Source organism: Halorubrum sp. Atlit-8R, from assembly GCF_003666025.1.
GTDB lineage: Archaea > Halobacteriota > Halobacteria > Halobacteriales > Haloferacaceae > Halorubrum > Halorubrum salinarum.
In genome coordinates, this window is sequence record NZ_QPLV01000002.1 from 293,697 (window position 1) to 310,339 (window position 16,643).

The 16,643-nt window shown below is 72.1% G+C and carries 16 protein-coding genes; 12 read left to right on the forward strand and 4 right to left on the reverse strand.

Going from position 1 to position 16,643, the window contains the following annotated elements:
- The first annotated feature begins 32 nt into the window (after positions 1–32).
- Positions 33–764 (forward strand): tRNA (cytidine(56)-2'-O)-methyltransferase, encoded by a 732-nt coding sequence (locus DVK05_RS07285; RefSeq protein WP_121562722.1) that lies wholly within the window; start codon positions 33–35, stop codon positions 762–764.
- Between the two features lie 12 nt (positions 765–776).
- Here the strand turns inward: DVK05_RS07285 and DVK05_RS07290 are convergent, their stop codons facing one another.
- Positions 777–2,267 (reverse strand): ATPase domain-containing protein, encoded by a 1,491-nt coding sequence (locus DVK05_RS07290; protein WP_121562723.1) that lies wholly within the window; start codon positions 2,265–2,267, stop codon positions 777–779.
- 74 nt (positions 2,268–2,341) lie between these two features.
- Between DVK05_RS07290 and DVK05_RS07295 the strand changes: the two genes are divergently transcribed.
- On the forward strand, positions 2,342–3,844 hold the full coding sequence (locus DVK05_RS07295) for a PAS domain-containing protein (protein ID WP_121562724.1): 1,503 nt from the start codon (positions 2,342–2,344) through the stop codon (positions 3,842–3,844).
- A gap of 27 nt (positions 3,845–3,871) precedes the next feature.
- On the opposite strand, the gene DVK05_RS07300 is transcribed toward DVK05_RS07295, so the two are convergent.
- Entirely contained in the window at positions 3,872–4,837 is a 966-nt protein-coding gene (locus DVK05_RS07300; RefSeq protein ID WP_121562725.1) for a hypothetical protein, read from the reverse strand.
- Between the two features lie 150 nt (positions 4,838–4,987).
- On the opposite strand from DVK05_RS07300, the gene DVK05_RS07305 reads away from it, so the two are divergent.
- From DVK05_RS07305 to DVK05_RS07330, 6 genes are all read left to right on the forward strand, one after another.
- Positions 4,988–5,512, forward strand: a complete 525-nt coding sequence (locus DVK05_RS07305) for a transcription factor (RefSeq protein WP_121562726.1) — start codon at positions 4,988–4,990, stop codon at positions 5,510–5,512.
- Complete coding sequence (locus tag DVK05_RS07310) at positions 5,512–6,207, forward strand: DUF2110 family protein (RefSeq protein ID WP_121562727.1); 696 nt, start codon at positions 5,512–5,514, stop codon at positions 6,205–6,207. The genes DVK05_RS07305 and DVK05_RS07310 overlap by 1 nt, the downstream gene beginning before the upstream one ends.
- A 13-nt stretch (positions 6,208–6,220) precedes the next feature.
- Positions 6,221–7,000: a DUF5803 family protein gene (locus DVK05_RS07315; RefSeq protein WP_121562728.1), complete on the forward strand. Its 780-nt coding sequence runs from the start codon at positions 6,221–6,223 to the stop codon at positions 6,998–7,000.
- 75 nt (positions 7,001–7,075) lie between these two features.
- Positions 7,076–7,774 carry a molybdopterin-binding protein gene (locus DVK05_RS07320; protein WP_121562729.1) on the forward strand — a complete coding sequence of 233 codons (699 nt, stop codon included), beginning with the start codon at positions 7,076–7,078 and terminating at the stop codon, positions 7,772–7,774.
- A 528-nt stretch (positions 7,775–8,302) separates the two neighbouring features.
- Positions 8,303–9,430, forward strand: coding sequence for an ATP-NAD kinase family protein (locus DVK05_RS07325; RefSeq protein WP_121562730.1), 1,128 nt, complete (start codon positions 8,303–8,305; stop codon positions 9,428–9,430).
- A 96-nt stretch (positions 9,431–9,526) separates the two neighbouring features.
- Positions 9,527–10,090, forward strand: a complete 564-nt coding sequence (locus tag DVK05_RS07330) for a maltose acetyltransferase domain-containing protein (RefSeq protein WP_121562731.1) — start codon at positions 9,527–9,529, stop codon at positions 10,088–10,090.
- Between the two features lie 4 nt (positions 10,091–10,094).
- Here the strand turns inward: DVK05_RS07330 and prs are convergent, their stop codons facing one another.
- The gene (gene prs, locus DVK05_RS07335; protein ID WP_121562732.1) at positions 10,095–10,955 is read right to left on the reverse strand and encodes a ribose-phosphate diphosphokinase; all 861 of its coding nucleotides are present in this window, start codon (positions 10,953–10,955) and stop codon (positions 10,095–10,097) included.
- A gap of 165 nt (positions 10,956–11,120) precedes the next feature.
- On the opposite strand from prs, the gene DVK05_RS07340 reads away from it, so the two are divergent.
- The 4 genes from DVK05_RS07340 to DVK05_RS07355 all read left to right on the forward strand — a co-directional run bounded on the left by DVK05_RS07340 (position 11,121) and on the right by DVK05_RS07355 (position 16,114).
- Positions 11,121–11,777 carry an HVO_0476 family zinc finger protein gene (locus DVK05_RS07340; RefSeq protein ID WP_121562733.1) on the forward strand — a complete coding sequence of 219 codons (657 nt, stop codon included), beginning with the start codon at positions 11,121–11,123 and terminating at the stop codon, positions 11,775–11,777.
- 751 nt (positions 11,778–12,528) lie between these two features.
- A complete protein-coding gene (locus tag DVK05_RS07345) occupies positions 12,529–12,732 on the forward strand; it encodes a hypothetical protein (RefSeq protein WP_053770841.1) in 204 nt (67 codons plus the stop codon).
- 112 nt (positions 12,733–12,844) lie between these two features.
- Positions 12,845–14,503 (forward strand): gamma-glutamyltransferase, encoded by a 1,659-nt coding sequence (gene ggt, locus DVK05_RS07350; RefSeq protein ID WP_121562734.1) that lies wholly within the window; start codon positions 12,845–12,847, stop codon positions 14,501–14,503.
- 210 nt (positions 14,504–14,713) lie between these two features.
- On the forward strand, positions 14,714–16,114 hold the full coding sequence (locus DVK05_RS07355) for an ABC transporter substrate-binding protein (RefSeq protein ID WP_121562735.1): 1,401 nt from the start codon (positions 14,714–14,716) through the stop codon (positions 16,112–16,114).
- 77 nt (positions 16,115–16,191) lie between these two features.
- Here the strand turns inward: DVK05_RS07355 and DVK05_RS07360 are convergent, their stop codons facing one another.
- Positions 16,192–16,584 (reverse strand): hypothetical protein, encoded by a 393-nt coding sequence (locus DVK05_RS07360; protein ID WP_121562736.1) that lies wholly within the window; start codon positions 16,582–16,584, stop codon positions 16,192–16,194.
- Positions 16,585–16,643: the final 59 nt, after the last annotated feature.

The window sequence follows — 16,643 nt, forward strand, 5'->3', positions numbered from 1 at the left end:
GCGACACCCCGCTCGCCCGCCCAGCCCGTGGCATGAACGATGCGCGCGAGGTCGTCGTCCTCCGGTACGGCCACCGGCCGGGGCGCGACGACCGCATGACGACGCACGTCGGGCTCACGGCGCGGGCGCTCGGCGCCGACCGGGTGATCCTCCCCGACAACGCGGGCCAGTCCGCGGAGACGGTCCGCGACATCACCGACCGGTTCGGCGGGCCGTTCGCGGTCGAACTCCGCGACGACCAGAAGGCGATCGTCCGCGACTTCGAGGGCGTGGTCGTCCACCTGACGATGTACGGCGAGCGCGTCCAGGACGTGGAGGCGGCGGTCCGGGAGGCGGTCGGCCTCGACGAGCCAGCGGTGGTGGGGGAGGCGTCGCCGCCGCGCGACCTCCTCGTCGTCGTCGGCGGCGAGAAGGTGCCGTGGGCGCTGTACGAGCGCGCCGACTTCAACGTGGGCGTGACGAACCAGCCGCACTCCGAGGTCGCCGGGCTCGCGGTGTTCCTCGACCGGCTGTTCGGAGGCGCGGAGCTCGACCGCGAGTGGGCGGACGCCGACCGCCGCGTGGTGCCGGAGGCGACCGGGAAGACCGTGGTCGACGCCGACCGGGACTCGGCGGACGCGAGCGACGACGCGGCCGGTGAGGGCGACGACGCGGCCGGTGAGGGCGACGACGCGGCCGGCGAGAGCGCCGGAACCGACGACCGCACCGAAACCGACGACCGCACCGAAGCGAACGACCGCACCGAGGCCGACGACTGCGACTGAGCCGGCGCTCCGCTACTCGTCGGCGTCGTCCCGCTCGGACCGGCGCAGGTCCTCCTCGACGACCTCCGGCGTGCCGCTCAGGATGCCGCGGAGCCCGGACATCGGCTCGCCGACGGTGATCCCGTGTTCGGTGATCCGGAACTCGCGGATCGTCCGCTCGAAGTCGCTGGTCCGCTTTTTCAGGACCCCGATCGCCTTCCGGAGCTCGCCCCCGACCTCGATGTGCCGGAGGAAGACGATGTTGTCGGCGAGGTAGCTGACGTTCTCCATCGTCGCCCGGAACTCGCCGGTGACGTTCCGCGTCTCGTCGACGAAGACGCCCGTCACGCCCTCGTTCTTGAGGTAGCGACCGAGCGCGTGGAGCTGCTGGAGCATCTGTTCCTCCTCGCCGCGGAGCGTCAGCCGGTAGCCGGAGATGCCGTCGACCATGACGATGTCGGCGCCCTCGCCCTCGACCTCGTCGCGGACCATCCGCGCGAACTCCTGTGGCGACCGCTCTAACGCCTCCACCTCGACCACTTCGAGAGTCCCCTTCTCTAGCATCTCGTCGACCGGGATGTTGACCGCTCGCGACCGCGCGAGGAACGTCCGCCGGGACTCCTCGAACAAGTAGATGACGGAGCGTTCGCCCCGGCCCGCGGCCTCCTTCATGAACTGCGTGCTGAGGGTGGTCTTCCCCACGCCGGTCGGCCCGCTCACGATGCTGACGGTGCCGCGCTCGATCCCGCCGTGGAGCAGTTCGTCGACCTCGGGGATGCCCGAGGAGATCTGCTCGAACTCGGCGTCGCCGGCGCGGTCCGACCCGGGCTGGAGCGCGGGGTACACCTCGATTCCGGAGTCGGTGACCCGGTAGGCGTGATCGCCGCTCTGCGTCGCCGACCCGCGGAACTTCGGGACGCGGACCGTCGTGCCGGACCGCGTCGCGTCCAGTCGAATCGTCCCGTCGGTGATGAACTCCAGGTCGTCCGTCGGCAGGGAGTCGGTGTTCTGGACGGTGAACAGCACCGTCGCGTCCCGGTCTTTCAGGAACCGCATGAACCCGACCACCTGCTTCCGGAACTGGTAGTCGTCGGACAGCAGGAAGCGGAGCTGCGTCAGCGGGTCGACGACGACGCGGTCCGGGTCGACCTCGGAGACCCCTTCGACGATCCGGTCGGTCAGGGGCTCGCGCTCGACCTCCGAGGGCGCGAACACCTCGTACGACTCGTCCTCGACGAAGGCGTCCGCGCTCGGGCTCAGGTCGAGGAACTCGACCGCGTCGGTGTCGAACCCGAGCGCCGCCGCGTTCGCCTTCAGGTCGCGGAGGTCCTCTTCGAGGTTGATGAAAAGCGCCGTCTCGCCCTCGTCGATCCCGGCCTGAAGGAAGTGGAAGCTCAGGATCGTCTTCCCGCTCCCCGCCTGCCCGCGGACCATGTAGCTCCGCGCGGGGATGAGCCCCCCGGAGAGTACCTCGTCGAGCCCGGCGACCCCCGTCGACGCTCGCTCGGATAGCGGTGATGGCATACCACACCCGTCGGCGGCGATCGACATATAAATGAGGTAGTTCTTAGTGACGGCCGCGCCTCGTAGAAAGTAAGATGGGCTCGGACTCGGACCCCCCGGCCGCCAGCGTCGACGGCGACGAGTCCGGCGAGCGCGCGGTGCCGATGGACACCGAGGGCGAGGCGCCGCCGACCGCCGAGGGCGACGACGCGACCGTCCTCCTCGTGATGGACGCCGACCGCGACCGCGACCTGCTCGCCGAGGCGCTCGGCGACCGCTATCGGGTCCGGGCCGAGTCAGACCCCGCCGCGCTCGACAGCCAGTTCGACTGCTGTCTCCTCGACGCCGGCGCGTTCGAGGCCGTCGGCGACGCGCTCGACGCTCGCCGCGAGCGCGCCGACCCGGCGTTCCTCCCGTTCGCGCTGCTGGTCGGCGAGGGCGCGCGGACGCAGCCGACCGAACGCACGTGGGAGCGCGTCGACGACGTCATCGAGCTGCCGGTCGGTCGGCGGGCCCTGCTCACCCGGGTCTCGAACCTGATCGAGCGGCGGCTGACCTCGCTCCGCCTCAGGCGGACCGTCGCGGACCTGCGGCTCAAGGAGCGGGCGATGGACGAGGCGCCGGTCGGCATCACCCTCGCGCGGGCGGAGGGTGACGACAACCCCCTCCTGTACATCAACGAGGGGTTCGAGACGCTGACCGGCTACGGCGAGGAGCGCCTGGGCGAGGACTGCCGGTTCCTCCAGGGCCCCGACACCTCGGACGAGACGCGCGCGGAGATCCGGGCGGGCCTCGACGAGGAGCGGTCGATCGACGTGGACATCCTCAACTACCGGGCGAACGGGCAGAAGTTCTGGAACCGGCTCCAGATCGAGCCCCTGCGGAACGAGGCGGGCGAGACCACGCACTTCGTCGGGTTCCAGACGGACATCACCGAGCGGAAGATCCGCGAGCGGCGGCTGGAGGTGATGGCCCGGGTGCTCAACCACAACCTCCGGAACAAGATGAACCTCATCACGGGGTACACGGACCTGCTTCGAGACGACCCCGACGAGGAGTCGCGCCGCCGCTCGATCGACGTCATCACCGAGACGGCCACGGACCTCACGGGGATCGCGGAGGCGGTCCAGACGGTCGACGAGACGGTCTCGGCCCCTGCGCTCGACGCCCCGGTCGACCTCCGCGACGAGCTGGTCGAGATCCGGAACCGGATCCACAGCCGCTACCCGGACGCCGAGGTGACGCTGTCGTTCCCGGACGACGACCCGATCGAGGTGGCGGTCGTCGGCCTCGCCGTCGCCGTCGCGGAGGCGGTCGAGAACGCCGTGAAGCACAACGACGCGCAGTCGCCGTCGGTCGAGGTGCGCGTCGAGCGGCGCCCCGAGGGGTGGGTCACCGTCGAGGTCGACGACGACGGCCCCGGGATCCCGGACCACGAGACGCAGGTGTTGGAGGCGGGCGAGACCTCGCTGACCCACGCCGACCGCCTCGGCATCTGGCTCATGTACTGGGTCGTGGCCAAGGCGGGCGGCGAGTTCGACGTCGAAACTGACGGGGACGGGACGACGATCCGACTCCAGGTGCCGAGGCGGCCCTGAGTCGGACCGGGACCGGCGGGACCCTTCTTACAGCGTCCGCTTCGAACGGAGCCGCGCGAGCCGCGTCCGGGCCTCCTGCCGGCTCGTCCCGCGGACCCGGCCCGTCTCGGCGTCGGCCATGGAGACGAGCGAGAGGCGGTCGAGGAGCGGCGGCCAGTCGCCGGCGCCCGCGGCGTCGCCGGCGAACGCGACGGCGTTGCCGAGCCCCTCGCGCTCCGCGGCGCCGGCGCGCGCGACCAGCGCGTCCGCGGCGCGCCGCCCGCCGGCGACGGCGAACCGGTCGCCGACCGTCGCCGGGATCCACGCCGGGAGGAGCAGCAGCCAGCAGAGCACGCCGGCGGCGGCGTACGCCCACGACGGGACGCGCTCGCGGTCCGGCTCGTACCCGTGGATCCGGTTGACGCGCCGGTCCGCGGCGGTGCGGTCCCCGCGGCGCCCGACGAGCAGCGTCGCGAGCAGCGCCGCGGTCTCGACGGCCGCCAGCGCCGGGAGCGTCGCGGTCGCGAGCAGCGCCTGCCGCGTCCGGAGCCTGACGAGCGCGTGGCGCAGCGCGGCGTCCCGGTCGGCCTTCGGGAGGGCGAGCAGCCGCGTCGAGACCACCAGCCGGGACCCGCGGTAGCCGTCCGCGACGGCGACGTTCGCGGCGTCGACGCGGACGGCGGTCACCTCGGGCGGGTCGACGCCGACCTCGGCCGCGAGCGACGCGACGCGGTCGGCGACGAAGTCGGCGCGGCGCTCGTCGAGGTCGGCGTCGGGGAGCCGCGCGATCCGCCTGTCGACGAGGACCGGGCCGAGCAGCGCGGACGCGGCCGGTCCGACGACGGCCGCGGCGAGCAGGCCCCCGGCCGCGCCGAACGGGAGCGCGCCGAGCCCGCCGGAGCCGAGCAGCGCGGCGAGCGCGACCAGCGGCACCGCCGCCAACACCGTCGGGACGGCGAGGAGCGCGAGGGCGCCGAGCGCGCGTCGTCCCCGTCCGTCCACCGAGTCAGCCATACGGGCGAGTGTGAGCCACGGCCCGTAAAGCTCTGCCGGACCGGCGGGTCGGTCGGCGGCGGACCGGGCGCCGTTCGGCGGGGCGGAGCGGGAGCGTCGCGACCGCGCCTTTCGGAGGTTTTAACCGGATTCCTCCACCAGTTTCCCGTAATGGCTTTTGAGGATCTACTGAACGACCCCGTCATCCAGAAGTACCTCCACGAGCTGGTGGGGCCGACGGGGATGCCGGTCGCGGCCGCGCCGCCCGACGGCGAGGTCACCGACGAGGAGCTGGCCGAGGAGCTCGGCTTAGAGCTCAACGACGTGCGGCGCGCGCTGTTCATCCTGTACGAGAACGACCTGGCGACGTACCGCCGCGTCCGCGACGAGGACTCCGGGTGGCTCACGTACCTGTGGACGTTCCACTACGACAACATCCCGGAGAACCTCCAGGAGGAGATGTACCGGCTGCTCGAGGCCTTAGAGGAGCGCGAGGAGTACGAGCGCACCCACGAGTTCTACCTCTGTGAGGTGTGTTCGATCCGCTTCGAGTTCGGCGAGGCGATGGACTTCGGCTTCGAGTGCCCCGAGTGCGGCTCCCCCCTCGACGCGATGGACAACGACCGGCTCCGCGACGCGATGGACCAGCGCATCGCGGCGCTTCGCGACGAGCTCAACGTGGACGTGACCGGCTGATGGTCGTCCTCGCAACCAAGTGCTACGTCGAGGGCGACGCCCGCGACCGCGCGCTCGACGGCATGCACTCGCTCGTCGCCAACGACGTCGGCGAGCTCGACGTCGACTGGCAGGTGGGCGTGCGCGACGACGACTTCGTCCAGGTCGACGTGACCGGCGAGGACGCGCCGGTCGCGCGCAACGTCCTCGCCGAGACGTGGGGCGAGATCGTCGCCCACGACGGCGGGCTCGACGCCGGCGAGGAGTACGTCGGCACCCTCGAGTCGTGGGACGACGTCGGGTTCACCCTCGACGCCGGCGTCGACGTGTTCGTGCCCGCCGACGAGCTCGGCCTCGGCGTCGGCTCGCCGGAGCAGGTCGTCGAGCGGTTCGGCCTCGTCCAGCACCTACCCATGCGGTTCGTCTACGGCGGCGACGCCGGCGACCCGGACGCGGAGCCGTCCCGGCTGGCCGACGCCGAGCGCGACCGCCTGTACGACTGGCAGCGCGGCGACGGCCGGGTGAACGTCAACTCGGCGACGCGCGGCGAGACGCGCGCGACGGTGAACCGCGCGGGCCACGCGCAGGACATCGTCACCGTCGAGCGGCTCGGACTGCTGGAACAGAGCATCGTCTGCGCCGAAGGGACCGACCCGCCGGGACTGCTCGCCGCCATCGGCTCGTACCTCCCGGCCGAGATGCGCTGTGTGGTCTAACCGGAGGTAACACGTGAACAGACGCTTCGCGCTCGCGGCGGCGGCGATCGCCCTCCTCGCGGTCAGCGCCGGCTGCCTCGGCTACGCGACCGGCGGCGGCGAGGTGACGAACGAGACGCTGGACGCCGAGCCGCCCCGCGAGTACGACTTCGACACGGACCGCGACGCCGCGTTCGAGCTCTCGACCGACGCGCGCTACACCGTCGTGTACGCGGTCGGCGACAGGGAGGAGATCCGGCTGTACGAGCAGACGCCGTACGCGGGCGACCAGCCGCTCGAGTTCGAGGCGTTCCGGTACCGGTACCCCGACGGCGAGGTGATCACGGGCAGCGAGTTCCGCGCCCGCGGCGGGGAGATAGAGCGGACGACCGACGAGACGTGGATCCGCTTCGCGGACGACATGAGCGGCGGCCGGGTGGCGTTCTCGGGCGCCGGGTCGCCGCGCCGGTTCACCATGCGCGCGTACGTCGAGGGGTCGTACGCCGTGACGCTCCCGCCGGGCTTCAGCACCGAGTTCCCGGTCGTCGGCCACGTGTCGCCGCGCGACCACGCGGTCGAGACGGTCGGCGACCGCGACCGGATCGTCTGGGAGGAGGTGTCCCGCGGCTCGATCGTCGTCCAGTCGTACCGAGAGGGCGACCTGCTGGTGTTCGGCGTCATCCTCCTCGTGGGCGTGGTCGCCGCGGCGGCGGGGACGCTCTACTTCAGGCGACAGCTGGAGGCGCTCCGCCAGCGCCGCCGCGACCTCGGCCTGGGCGTCTACGACGACGAGGACGACGACGGCTGGCTCTGACGCTCGCGTCGCGTCGAGCGCCGTCCGGTCGCCGCCGCCGCGGTCCTTTTCTACCGCGCGCCGCTTGAACTGGGTATGAACGCCGCCGTCGTCACCGTCGGGGACGAGCTCCTCGTCGGAGACACCGAGAACACGAACGCGACCTGGCTCTGCGACCGGCTCGACGCGCGGGGCGTCGCCGTCCGACGGGTGACCGTCGTGCCGGACGAGGTGAGCGAGATCGCGCGCGTCGTGAACGAGTACCACGCCGAGTACGACGCGGTGATCGTCACCGGCGGCCTCGGGCCGACGCACGACGACGTGACGATGGAGGGGGTTGCGGCCGCGTTCGGCCGCGACCTCGCGGAAAACGAGGAGGCGGCCGCGTGGCTCGCCGAGCGGGGGTACAGCGGCGGCGACCTCGCGGCGGAGACGACGCACCTCCCGGCCGACTGCCGCCCGCTGCCGAACGAGGCGGGGGTCGCGCCGGGCGCCGTCGTCGAGTCCGTCTACGTCCTCCCGGGGGTGCCCGGAGAGATGAAGGCGATGTTCGAGCGGGTCGAAGCGGAGTTCGCGGGGACGCTCACCCACGTGCTCACGGTCGACGTGGACGAGCCGGAGAGCGAGCTGCTCGACCGGTTCGCGTCGCTGCGCGAGCGGTTCGACGTGCGCGTCGGCTCCTACCCGGGCGAGGTCGTGACGGTGAAGATCACCGCCGAGAGCGAGGCGGAGGCCGAGCGCGCGGCGGCGTGGATCCGCGAGCACGCGGACGCGGTCGGGGAGCGGTCCGCCTGAGCGGCCAAGAAGCGATCGGTCGGAGCGGTCGGTGCGACGAGAGCGGCCGAGGAAGGGGCAGCCTAGCGGTACAGGTACGCGACCCACACGGCGACGAGCGCGAGGCTCGCGAGCAGGACCACGCCCGCGGTCGCGCTGATCGGCAACGGCTCCGTCACGGCGGCTTCGAGGATCATGTCTCGCGGTTGTTCTGGGGGCGTCTTAAGTATTGATTCTCCGACGGAGTCCGTCGGCGCGGGACCGAGGACGGTCCCGAGACCGCGTCACAGGAGTTCGAAAACGGGACCGGAAGGCGTGGGCGTGTGGCAGCTACCGAGGGAGGGATCCAGTCCCGGTGAGACGAGCGGCTGACGTCGCCGATGGCGGGCTCGTTCCATCGGCGTCTACTGTGATGAGCGGACGCCTGTTGGTTCCCGTGTCCGCGTGTTGAGGGGCTTTATGAACCGTTCGAGTGAGTCGCCGGGCGACCGCCCTCGCGCCGCGGCCGGACGCGGCTCGCTTAAGAGGCCGGCGCGGTGAACGTCGGGCATGCACGTGGGGATCGCGGTGAATCCTGTCGCCGGCATGGGCGGCCGCGTCGGGCTGAAGGGGACCGACGGGAAGGTGGCGGAGGCGGTCGAGCGCGGCGCGGAACAGCGCGCGCCCGAGCGAGCGCGCCGCGCGCTGGACCGGCTGGCCGCGGTCGCGCCCGACGCCGTCGTGTCGGTGGCCGCGGACCCGATGGGCGAGTCCGTCGTCCGCGCGGCCGGCTTCGAGCCGGCGCGGGTCGTCGACCCCTTCGAGGGCGACGCGCCGGGACCGACCGACACGACCGCGGCGCACACGGCCGCCGTCGTGCGGGCGTTCGCCGGGCTCGACGGGGACGACGCGGCCGACGGCGACGGGCCCGCCGACCCCGTCGACCTCGTCCTGTTCGTCGGCGGCGACGGCACGGCCGCGGACGTCGCGGGCGCGCTGGAGGGGACCGACGTGCCGATGCTCGGCGTCCCCGCCGGGGTGAAGGTGTACTCGTCGGTGTTCGCGGTCTCGCCGGAGGACGCCGCCGAGGTCGCCGCCTCGTTCTCGCGGACGGAGCGCCGCGAGGTGATGGACATCGACGAGGACGCCTACCGGGAGGGGGAGGTGAGCCCGACGCTGCGCGGCGTCGCGCACGTCCCCGTCGCCGAGGACCTCCAGTCGTCGAAACAGACCGCGAGCGGGACCGTCGAGTCGCTGGCTGAGGGCGTCGCCGCCGACGTTCGCGAGCGCGACGGGGAGGGCGTCACCTTCGTCCTCGGTCCGGGGTCGACCGTGGGCGCGATCAAGGACGAGTTGGGGTTCGAGCCGTCGCCGATCGGCGTGGACGTGTGGCGCGACGGCGAGGTGATCGTCCGCGACGCGACGGAGGCCGAGATCCTCGGCGCGCTCGGCGAGGAGAACGTGATCGTCGTCTCCCCCATCGGCGGGCAAGGGTTCGTCTTCGGCCGCGGCAACCCTCAGATCTCGCCGGCGGTGATCCGGCGCTGCGACCTCCGGATCGTCGCGTCGCGGGCGAAGCTGGACGACGTGCGCGCGCTGCGCGTCGACACCGACGACCCCGACCTCGACGACGAGCTCGCGGGCTGGGTCCGCGTCCGCGTCGGGAAGTTCGAGACGCGGATGATGAAGATCGTCTGAGGCAGGCGGCCGCCGCCCGGCCGCCGCTCAGCCCCCTCTCCGCTCCCGGGCGCGGCGACGGACAGCCCTTTTGTCGCTCGCCGCGCCGGGAGGCGTATGGGACGCGAGAAGGAGCGGATGCTCGCCGGCGAGGCGTACGACCCGTCGGCCCCCAAACTGGTCGCCGACCGGCGGCGCGCGCAGGAGCGCTGCCGCCGGTACAACGCCACCGCTCCGACGGAGACCGACCGCCGCGAGCGGCTGCTCGGGGAGCTGTTCGGCGAGGTGCGCGGCGAGGCGACCGTCGCGCCGCCGTTCCGCTGCGACTACGGGTACAACGTCGGCGTCGGCGACGGCTTCTTCGCGAACTACGGCTGCGTCCTCCTCGACGTGGCGCCGGTCGCGTTCGGCGAGAACTGCCTGCTCGGCCCGGGCGTCCACGTGTACACCGCGACCCACCCGATCGACCCCGACGAGCGGGCGGCTGGGGTGGAGTTCGGCGACCCCGTCACGGTCGGCGACGACGTCTGGATCGGCGGGCGGGCGGTGATCACGCCGGGGGTCGAGATCGGCGACGGCGCGGTCGTCGCCGCGGGCGCCGTCGTGGTCGACGACGTGCCGGCGCGGACGGTAGTCGGCGGGAATCCGGCCGAGGAGATCCGCGAGATCGGCGACGGGTGATCCGTTACAGGGAGTCCATCGCGTCGGCGACGGCGGGCGCGGCGCTGACGACGCTACAGCCGCGCTCGACTGTGTCGCTGCCGACGATCCGGTCGACGCCGGCGGCGCGGAGCTTCGTCACCGCGTTGGCCGCGAGGACCGGATGGACGCAGGCGGTCAGCACGCGCGCGGCGCCGCGATCGGTGAGGACCGCGACCGACTCGCTCATCGTCGACCCGGTCGCGATGATGTCGTCGACGACGACCACGTCGCGGTCGGCGACGGGGGCGTCGGAGGGCGACACCGCGACGGCGCCCGTCTCGCGGTCGCGGTGCTTCTCGAAGTAGTCCGTCTCGCCGGCGCCGTAGGCGTCGCGGACGGTGGCGGCCACGTCGATCGCTCCCTCGTCGGGCGCGAGGAACAGGGGGTCGTCGAGGTCGGCCGGGAGCGGCGCCGCGAGGACGCCCGCGGCGTCGACCGCCTCGACCGGGACCTCGAAGAAGTCGGCGACGGTCGCCTCGTGGGGGTTGACGAGGACGACGCGGTCGGTGCCGGTCGAGATCGCTCGCGCCATCGCGCGGGCCGAGACCGGCTCCCCCTCGCCGAACGAGGCGTCCTGTCGGGCGTAGCCCATATACGGGACGACGGTGGTCACGTCTGTCGCGCCGGCCTCGCGGACGGCGTCCTGGAGCTGGAGCAGTTCGACCCACGCCTCGTCGGAGTCGGTTGCGGCGACGATCACGGCCGCTTCTGCGTCGAAGTCGGGCACCGCGGCGAGCCCCTCCCCGTCCGGGAACCGGTCGTATGTCGGGGTCGCGAGCGCCCGGTCCGTCTCCGCCGCGAGCGCGGCCGCGAGCTGCTGCGAGCTGGACCCGGGTACGATCATAGGCGACCGTTCCGCGGACTCCGGTAAACCAGTTTCCTTACCGCGCTGCCTCGGCGGCGCGCGCGGCCGCGGAACCGCGACGGCGTCGCCGCGCGCCACGCGAGCGCGACCCACACCGCCCCCACAGGGGCGGATATTTACGGGCGCGGCGGGTACGAGCGCCCAATGAGCGACACCGAAGCCGGCGCGCGCGTCGGGCTCCCCTGTCCGTCGTGTTCGCCCGCCGAGCCGACCGTCCACGAGGTCCTGAGCCCGGGCGGGCAGGCCACCGTCCGCTGTACCGAGTGCGACCACACCCACAAAGCCGAGATTCCGGAGGAGGAGACCGTCTCCGTGACCATCGTCGTCTCGCAGGACGGCGACTCGTTCACGACGACGATGGACGTGCCCGCCGAGGGCGACGTGGCCACCGGCGAGGAGTTCGTCGTCGACACCGACGACGCGCTGATGCAGGTGCGGATCACGGGGATCGAACTCGGCCCCGAGAATCGCGCCGAGGAGGCCGACATCACCGACGTGGAGACGCTGTGGACCCGGGCGGTCGACAACGTCGCGGTCCCGGTCACCCTCCACCCGAAGGACGGCGACGCGGACCAGACGCGCTCGCTCCGGGTGAACGTCCCCGGCGACTACGAGTTCACCGTCGGCGAGACGACGGAGTTCGGCGACGAGGAGTTCACCGTCGAGGGGCTCCAGATCCGCGAGGACGCCCCCGAGTACCGCCACGAGAAGCTCGACCACGCCGGCGACCTCGCCTACGCGAAGGACCTCAAGCGGGTGTACGCCCGCGACGAGACGCTCACCGCGTGGTCGGCCTGGTAGGGCGCCCCGGCGACGCGATCGGCGCGGTCGATCCGTCCCGTCCGCCCCGCCCGGCGATCCTCACACTAACATAAACAATTATGAAGGATACGCGCCTTGTCGGATCCGTGCCACCCGTAGTACACGACTGACGCACGCTCGACGGCGGGGACGACGACCGGTCCCGGCGGTCCGAGCACGCGCGAGGCGACGGAGACCGAACCGGCGACCGACCGATCGGGTCCATCGACCAGTCCGACCGAAGACGGCGCGACCACCGACGCCGAGGATCTCCCGACCGCCGCCGAGGCGGTCGCGAACGCGGCGGCGACGTTCGACCCGTCCGACACCCGGCGGATCGCGAACGGCACCGACCGCTGGAACGAGTACGCCGGCTCGTCGCACTGACGGCGCGGCCGGATCCTTTTATTCGACGGCGCGACTACTGGCGAGCGGCCAATGACGAACCACCGCTCCGAGCCGGACTCGGCACCCGGCGACGACGAGCCCTATGAGTGCCGAGGCCGACTTTCGATCACAGCGTGTCGAGGCGGCCAGCGACGCCTGCGAATCGCGTCTGTCGCCCGCTGAGAGGACGGCGTCGTCCGAGCGACCCCGCAGTCCCGCCGCGTCTCGAGGTGACATCGACCGCTCCGGCCCACGCGCGGAGACGCCGGCCACTCGGGACCGCCGCACCGGGCGGTTGGCGGCTACCGCTCGCTGAAGAACGGTCGAGGCAATCGTTTTCAGGCCGCCGCGTGATTCCGAGTTCATGGACCACCGCTGTCCCGATTGCGCCGTGACGATGGAAGAGGTCGAGTTCAGCATGGGCGACGCCTGGAACGCGCACGTCAAGACCGGCGAGAAGCGGTCCGGGCTGCTCGGGAAGCTCGGCATGAACGAACGCAAGGAGCTGACGACGGTGATGTGTCCCGAGTGCGGGCTGGTCCGGCACTACGCCGAGTTCGACGAGTGACGCGCCGGCGCGACCGGTCGCGGCGAGACGCTTCTGAGCCGCCCGATCCGGGCCGTAGACACCGGATAGATCCGGTCGGTGGTTTATTCTCCCGGGCGCCGGACGGGTTCGTATGGAGCCAGACTTAGACCGGTTCACGTCGCGCCGATCGACCGTGTACGGCCAGCGCGGCGTGGTGGCGACCAGTCAGCCGCTCGCCAGCGAGGCGGGGATCGAAGTCCTCCGCGAGGGCGGGAACGCGTTCGACGCGGCGGTCGCGACCGCGGCCGCGCTGAACGTCGTCGAGCCCACCTCGACCGGGCTCGGCGGCGACGTGTTCGCGCTGTACCGGACCGCAGACGGCGAGGTCGGCGCGATGCGCTCGTGCGGCGGCGCCCCCGCGGACGCGACGATAGAGAACGTCAAGGCGGCGCTCGCCGAGGACGACGACGCCGACTCGTACTACCCCGACGACGGCGGCTACGCGGTCGACGACGCCGGCGAGGCCGGGATGCCGTTCTACGGCCCGCACGCGGTCACGGTGCCCGGGACGGCCCGCGGCTGGGAGGCCACCGTCGAGGAGCTGGGCCGGCTCACCCTCGCGGACGCGCTCGCGCCCGCCATCCGCTACGCGACCGAGGGGTACCCGGTGTCGGAGGTCATCGCCTCCTACTGGGCGAGCGCCGACGCGCTCTTCACCGACGACCACGCCCGCGAGGCGTTCCTCTTTGACGGCGAACCGCCGGACGTCGGGCAGACGGTGACGCTCCCGCGGCTCGGCGAGTCGATGCGGCGGATCGCGGAGGAGGGCGCCGACGTCGTCTACGAGGGCGAGATCGCGGAGGCCATCGCCGACGAGGTCCAGTCGCAGGGCGGGTTCATGACCGTCGACGACCTCGCCGACTTCGAGGTCGAGTGGCCGGACCCCGTCTCGACCACCTACAACGGCGCCGAGGTGTACGAGCTCCCGCCGAACAACCAGGGACTGATCGCGCTGGAGGCGCTCAACGTCGCGAGCGAGCTCGGCGCCGGCGAGTACGACTACGACTCGCCCGAGCGCGTCCACTACTTCGCCGAGGCCATGAAGCGGGCGTTCCACGACGGCCACCGCTACATCACCGACCCCGACTACGAGGAGGTCCCGCCGCTCGCGTCGAGCGAGTGGGCGAGCGAGCGTGCCGCCGGCGTCGGCGAGACGGCCTCGCACGACGTCTCCTTCGGCGTGCCGAACGCGAACGCCGAGGACGCAGACACCGTCCTCCTCACCGTCGCGGACGAGGCGGGCAACGTCGTCTCGTACATCAACTCCCGGTTCGCCGGCTTCGGCTCCGGGCTCGTCGCCGGCGACACCGGCATCGCCTTGCAGAACCGCGGCGCGTCCTTCTCGCTCGACCCGGACCACCCGAACAGTCTCGAACCCGGCAAGCGGCCCTTCCACACGCTCATCCCGGGCGTCGTCCGGTTCGACGAGGACGACTGGGCGGCGTTCGGCGTGATGGGCGGGTACATGCAGCCGCAGGGCCACGTCCAGGTGATCTCCAACCTCGTCGACTACGGGATGCCGCTCCAGCGCGCGCTCGACGAGCCGCGGTGGCGCTACCGCGAGAGCGGCGAACTGGCGCTGGAGCCGCACTTCGACGACGACGCCGCGGCGAAGCTGGTCCGCAAGGACCACGACGTGCGGACGCTCTCGCCGGTCATGTTCGGCGGCGCCCAGATCGCGCGGAGCCGGGACGGGGTCCTCTCGGCCGCCACGGAGCCCCGGAAGGACGGGAACGCGCAGGGGTACTGAGGCGGGCGCGACCGCGCCCGGCGGCGCCGACCGAGCTCCTATCAGCGAGCGGGTACGACGCACCGTTCGCGGCCGGCCACCGATCGGCGAACCCGTCAGTAGAGCGCACGCGGACGCGGCGAAACCGGTCTGAAACGTCCGAACGCCGGCGCTGTGGTATTTGTGACCGTGGATACACTTATAACGGCTCGTATGGTATACGCTCACAGAATGAAGCGAAGAATCCAGCGACGCGACGTACTCAAGGGCGCCGGCGCGGTCGGCATTGCGGGGCTCGCCGGTTGCTCGACGGAGAGCGGTGACGGCGGCGACAGCGGGGACGGATCCGACGGGTCCGACGGCGGCGACGGGATGGACGGCGGCGACGGCAGCGACGGGTCCGACGGCGGCGACGGCGGGGACCAGAACAACGTCCCCGACGCCGTGATGGTCGTCGGCTTCCCGCAGTCCGGGATCCAGCTGTTCCGCGACTTCTACTCGGAGTTCGCCGACAGCGCGCCCGACCTCGACATCATCGTCCCCGACGGGCTGATCGACAGCGACCTGCCCGGCGAGGTCGACAACGACATGAACAACGTCATCGGCACCGCGCCCTCCGCGGGCGGCCCCGGCGCGGAGTTCTTCACCGAGTCGTACCAGGAGGCGTACGGCGAGGAACCGGGCGTGTTCACCGCGCAGGCGTACGACGCGATGGCGGTCGAGATCCTCGCCGCGACCGCCGCGGGCGAGAACAGCGGCCAGGCGATCCGCGACCGCGTCCGCACCGTCGCCAACCCCGGCGGCGAGGAGTTCGGTCCCGCTGACCTGCCTGAGGCCGTCGAGACGGTCGCCGGGGGCGACCCCGTCCACTACGTGGGCGCGTCCTCCAGCGTCAACTTCGACGCCAACGGCGACATCGCGACCGCGGCCTACGACATCATCGACTTCCAGGACGGCGACCTCGTCACGCTCGACACCGTCGAGTTCGGGAACGAGCTCAGCGAGGAGGACCGGAACGCGACCGCGGCCGGCCCCGTGGGCGTCGACTCGTTCACCGCCCGGATCGGCGTGTTGATGCCGGAGACCGGCGACCTCGGCCCGCTCGGCGTCCCGATCCGCGACGGCGCGCTGCTCGCGGCCACCCAGGTCAACGACGCCGGCATCAACGTCGACGTCGAGACGAGAGTCGAGGACACGCAGACCGACCCGCAGGCGGGGATCTCCGGCGCGAACGCCCTCGTCAACGCCGGCTTCGGCGCGGTCGTCGGCCCGGCGTCGTCGAACGTCAACCTCCAGGTCTCGGACCAGGTGTTCATCCCGAACGGCGTCGTGGGCATCTCGCCGTCCTCGACCGACCCGAACGTGACGGACTTAGAGGACAACGGCTACATCTTCCGGACCGCGCCCTCGGACCTGCTCCAGGGGCCGGCGATGGCCGACCTCGCCGTCGGCGACACCGTCGGCGCCTCGTCGTCCGGCACGCTGTACCTCAACGACGCCTACGGCCAGTCGCTAGAGGAGGCGTACGTGAACGCCTTCCAGGAGCGCGACGGGACGATCACCCAGCGCGTCTCCTTCGAGCCGAACCAGGCGACGTACACCAGCCAGTGGTCGAGCGTGCTGAACCAGTAGGGAACCGACCGAACTTCTCCCGATTTTTTTCCTTCCCGCGTGAGCCGCGGCGCTCGCCCGCGCGACGGAGGGCGTCGTCACCGCGTCGTCAGTACGCCCGGCTCTCGAACGTCGAAGGTGAGCCGCTCGCTCCCGTCGCCGTCGGGGACGAAGTGGACGTGGCCCTGATCGGTCAGCCTGGACCCGTCCTCGTAGACCCGGTAGCGGACGAGGTACCGCCCGACCTCGGCGACCGCGTCGCGCGCCGCCTCGCCGCCGGGGCCCACGTCGAGGGCGGACTCGTACGCCCGCGCCGCCGGCTCCGGGGCGTCGTCGTCGAAGAATCCTATCTCGACGGTGTAGGTCGCGTCCGTCTGGTTGAACACGGTCAGCCCGACGCGCTCGGCGTCGGAGGAGAGACGCGAACAGCCGCCGAGCGAGCCGACCGCCGCGACGCCGACCGCGCTGAGGACCGCTCGTCGAGAGGGCACGGCCTCACTGCGACGGCGCACCTGATAAGCCTTCCCCGAGCGGCGTCGTGAACGCCGTT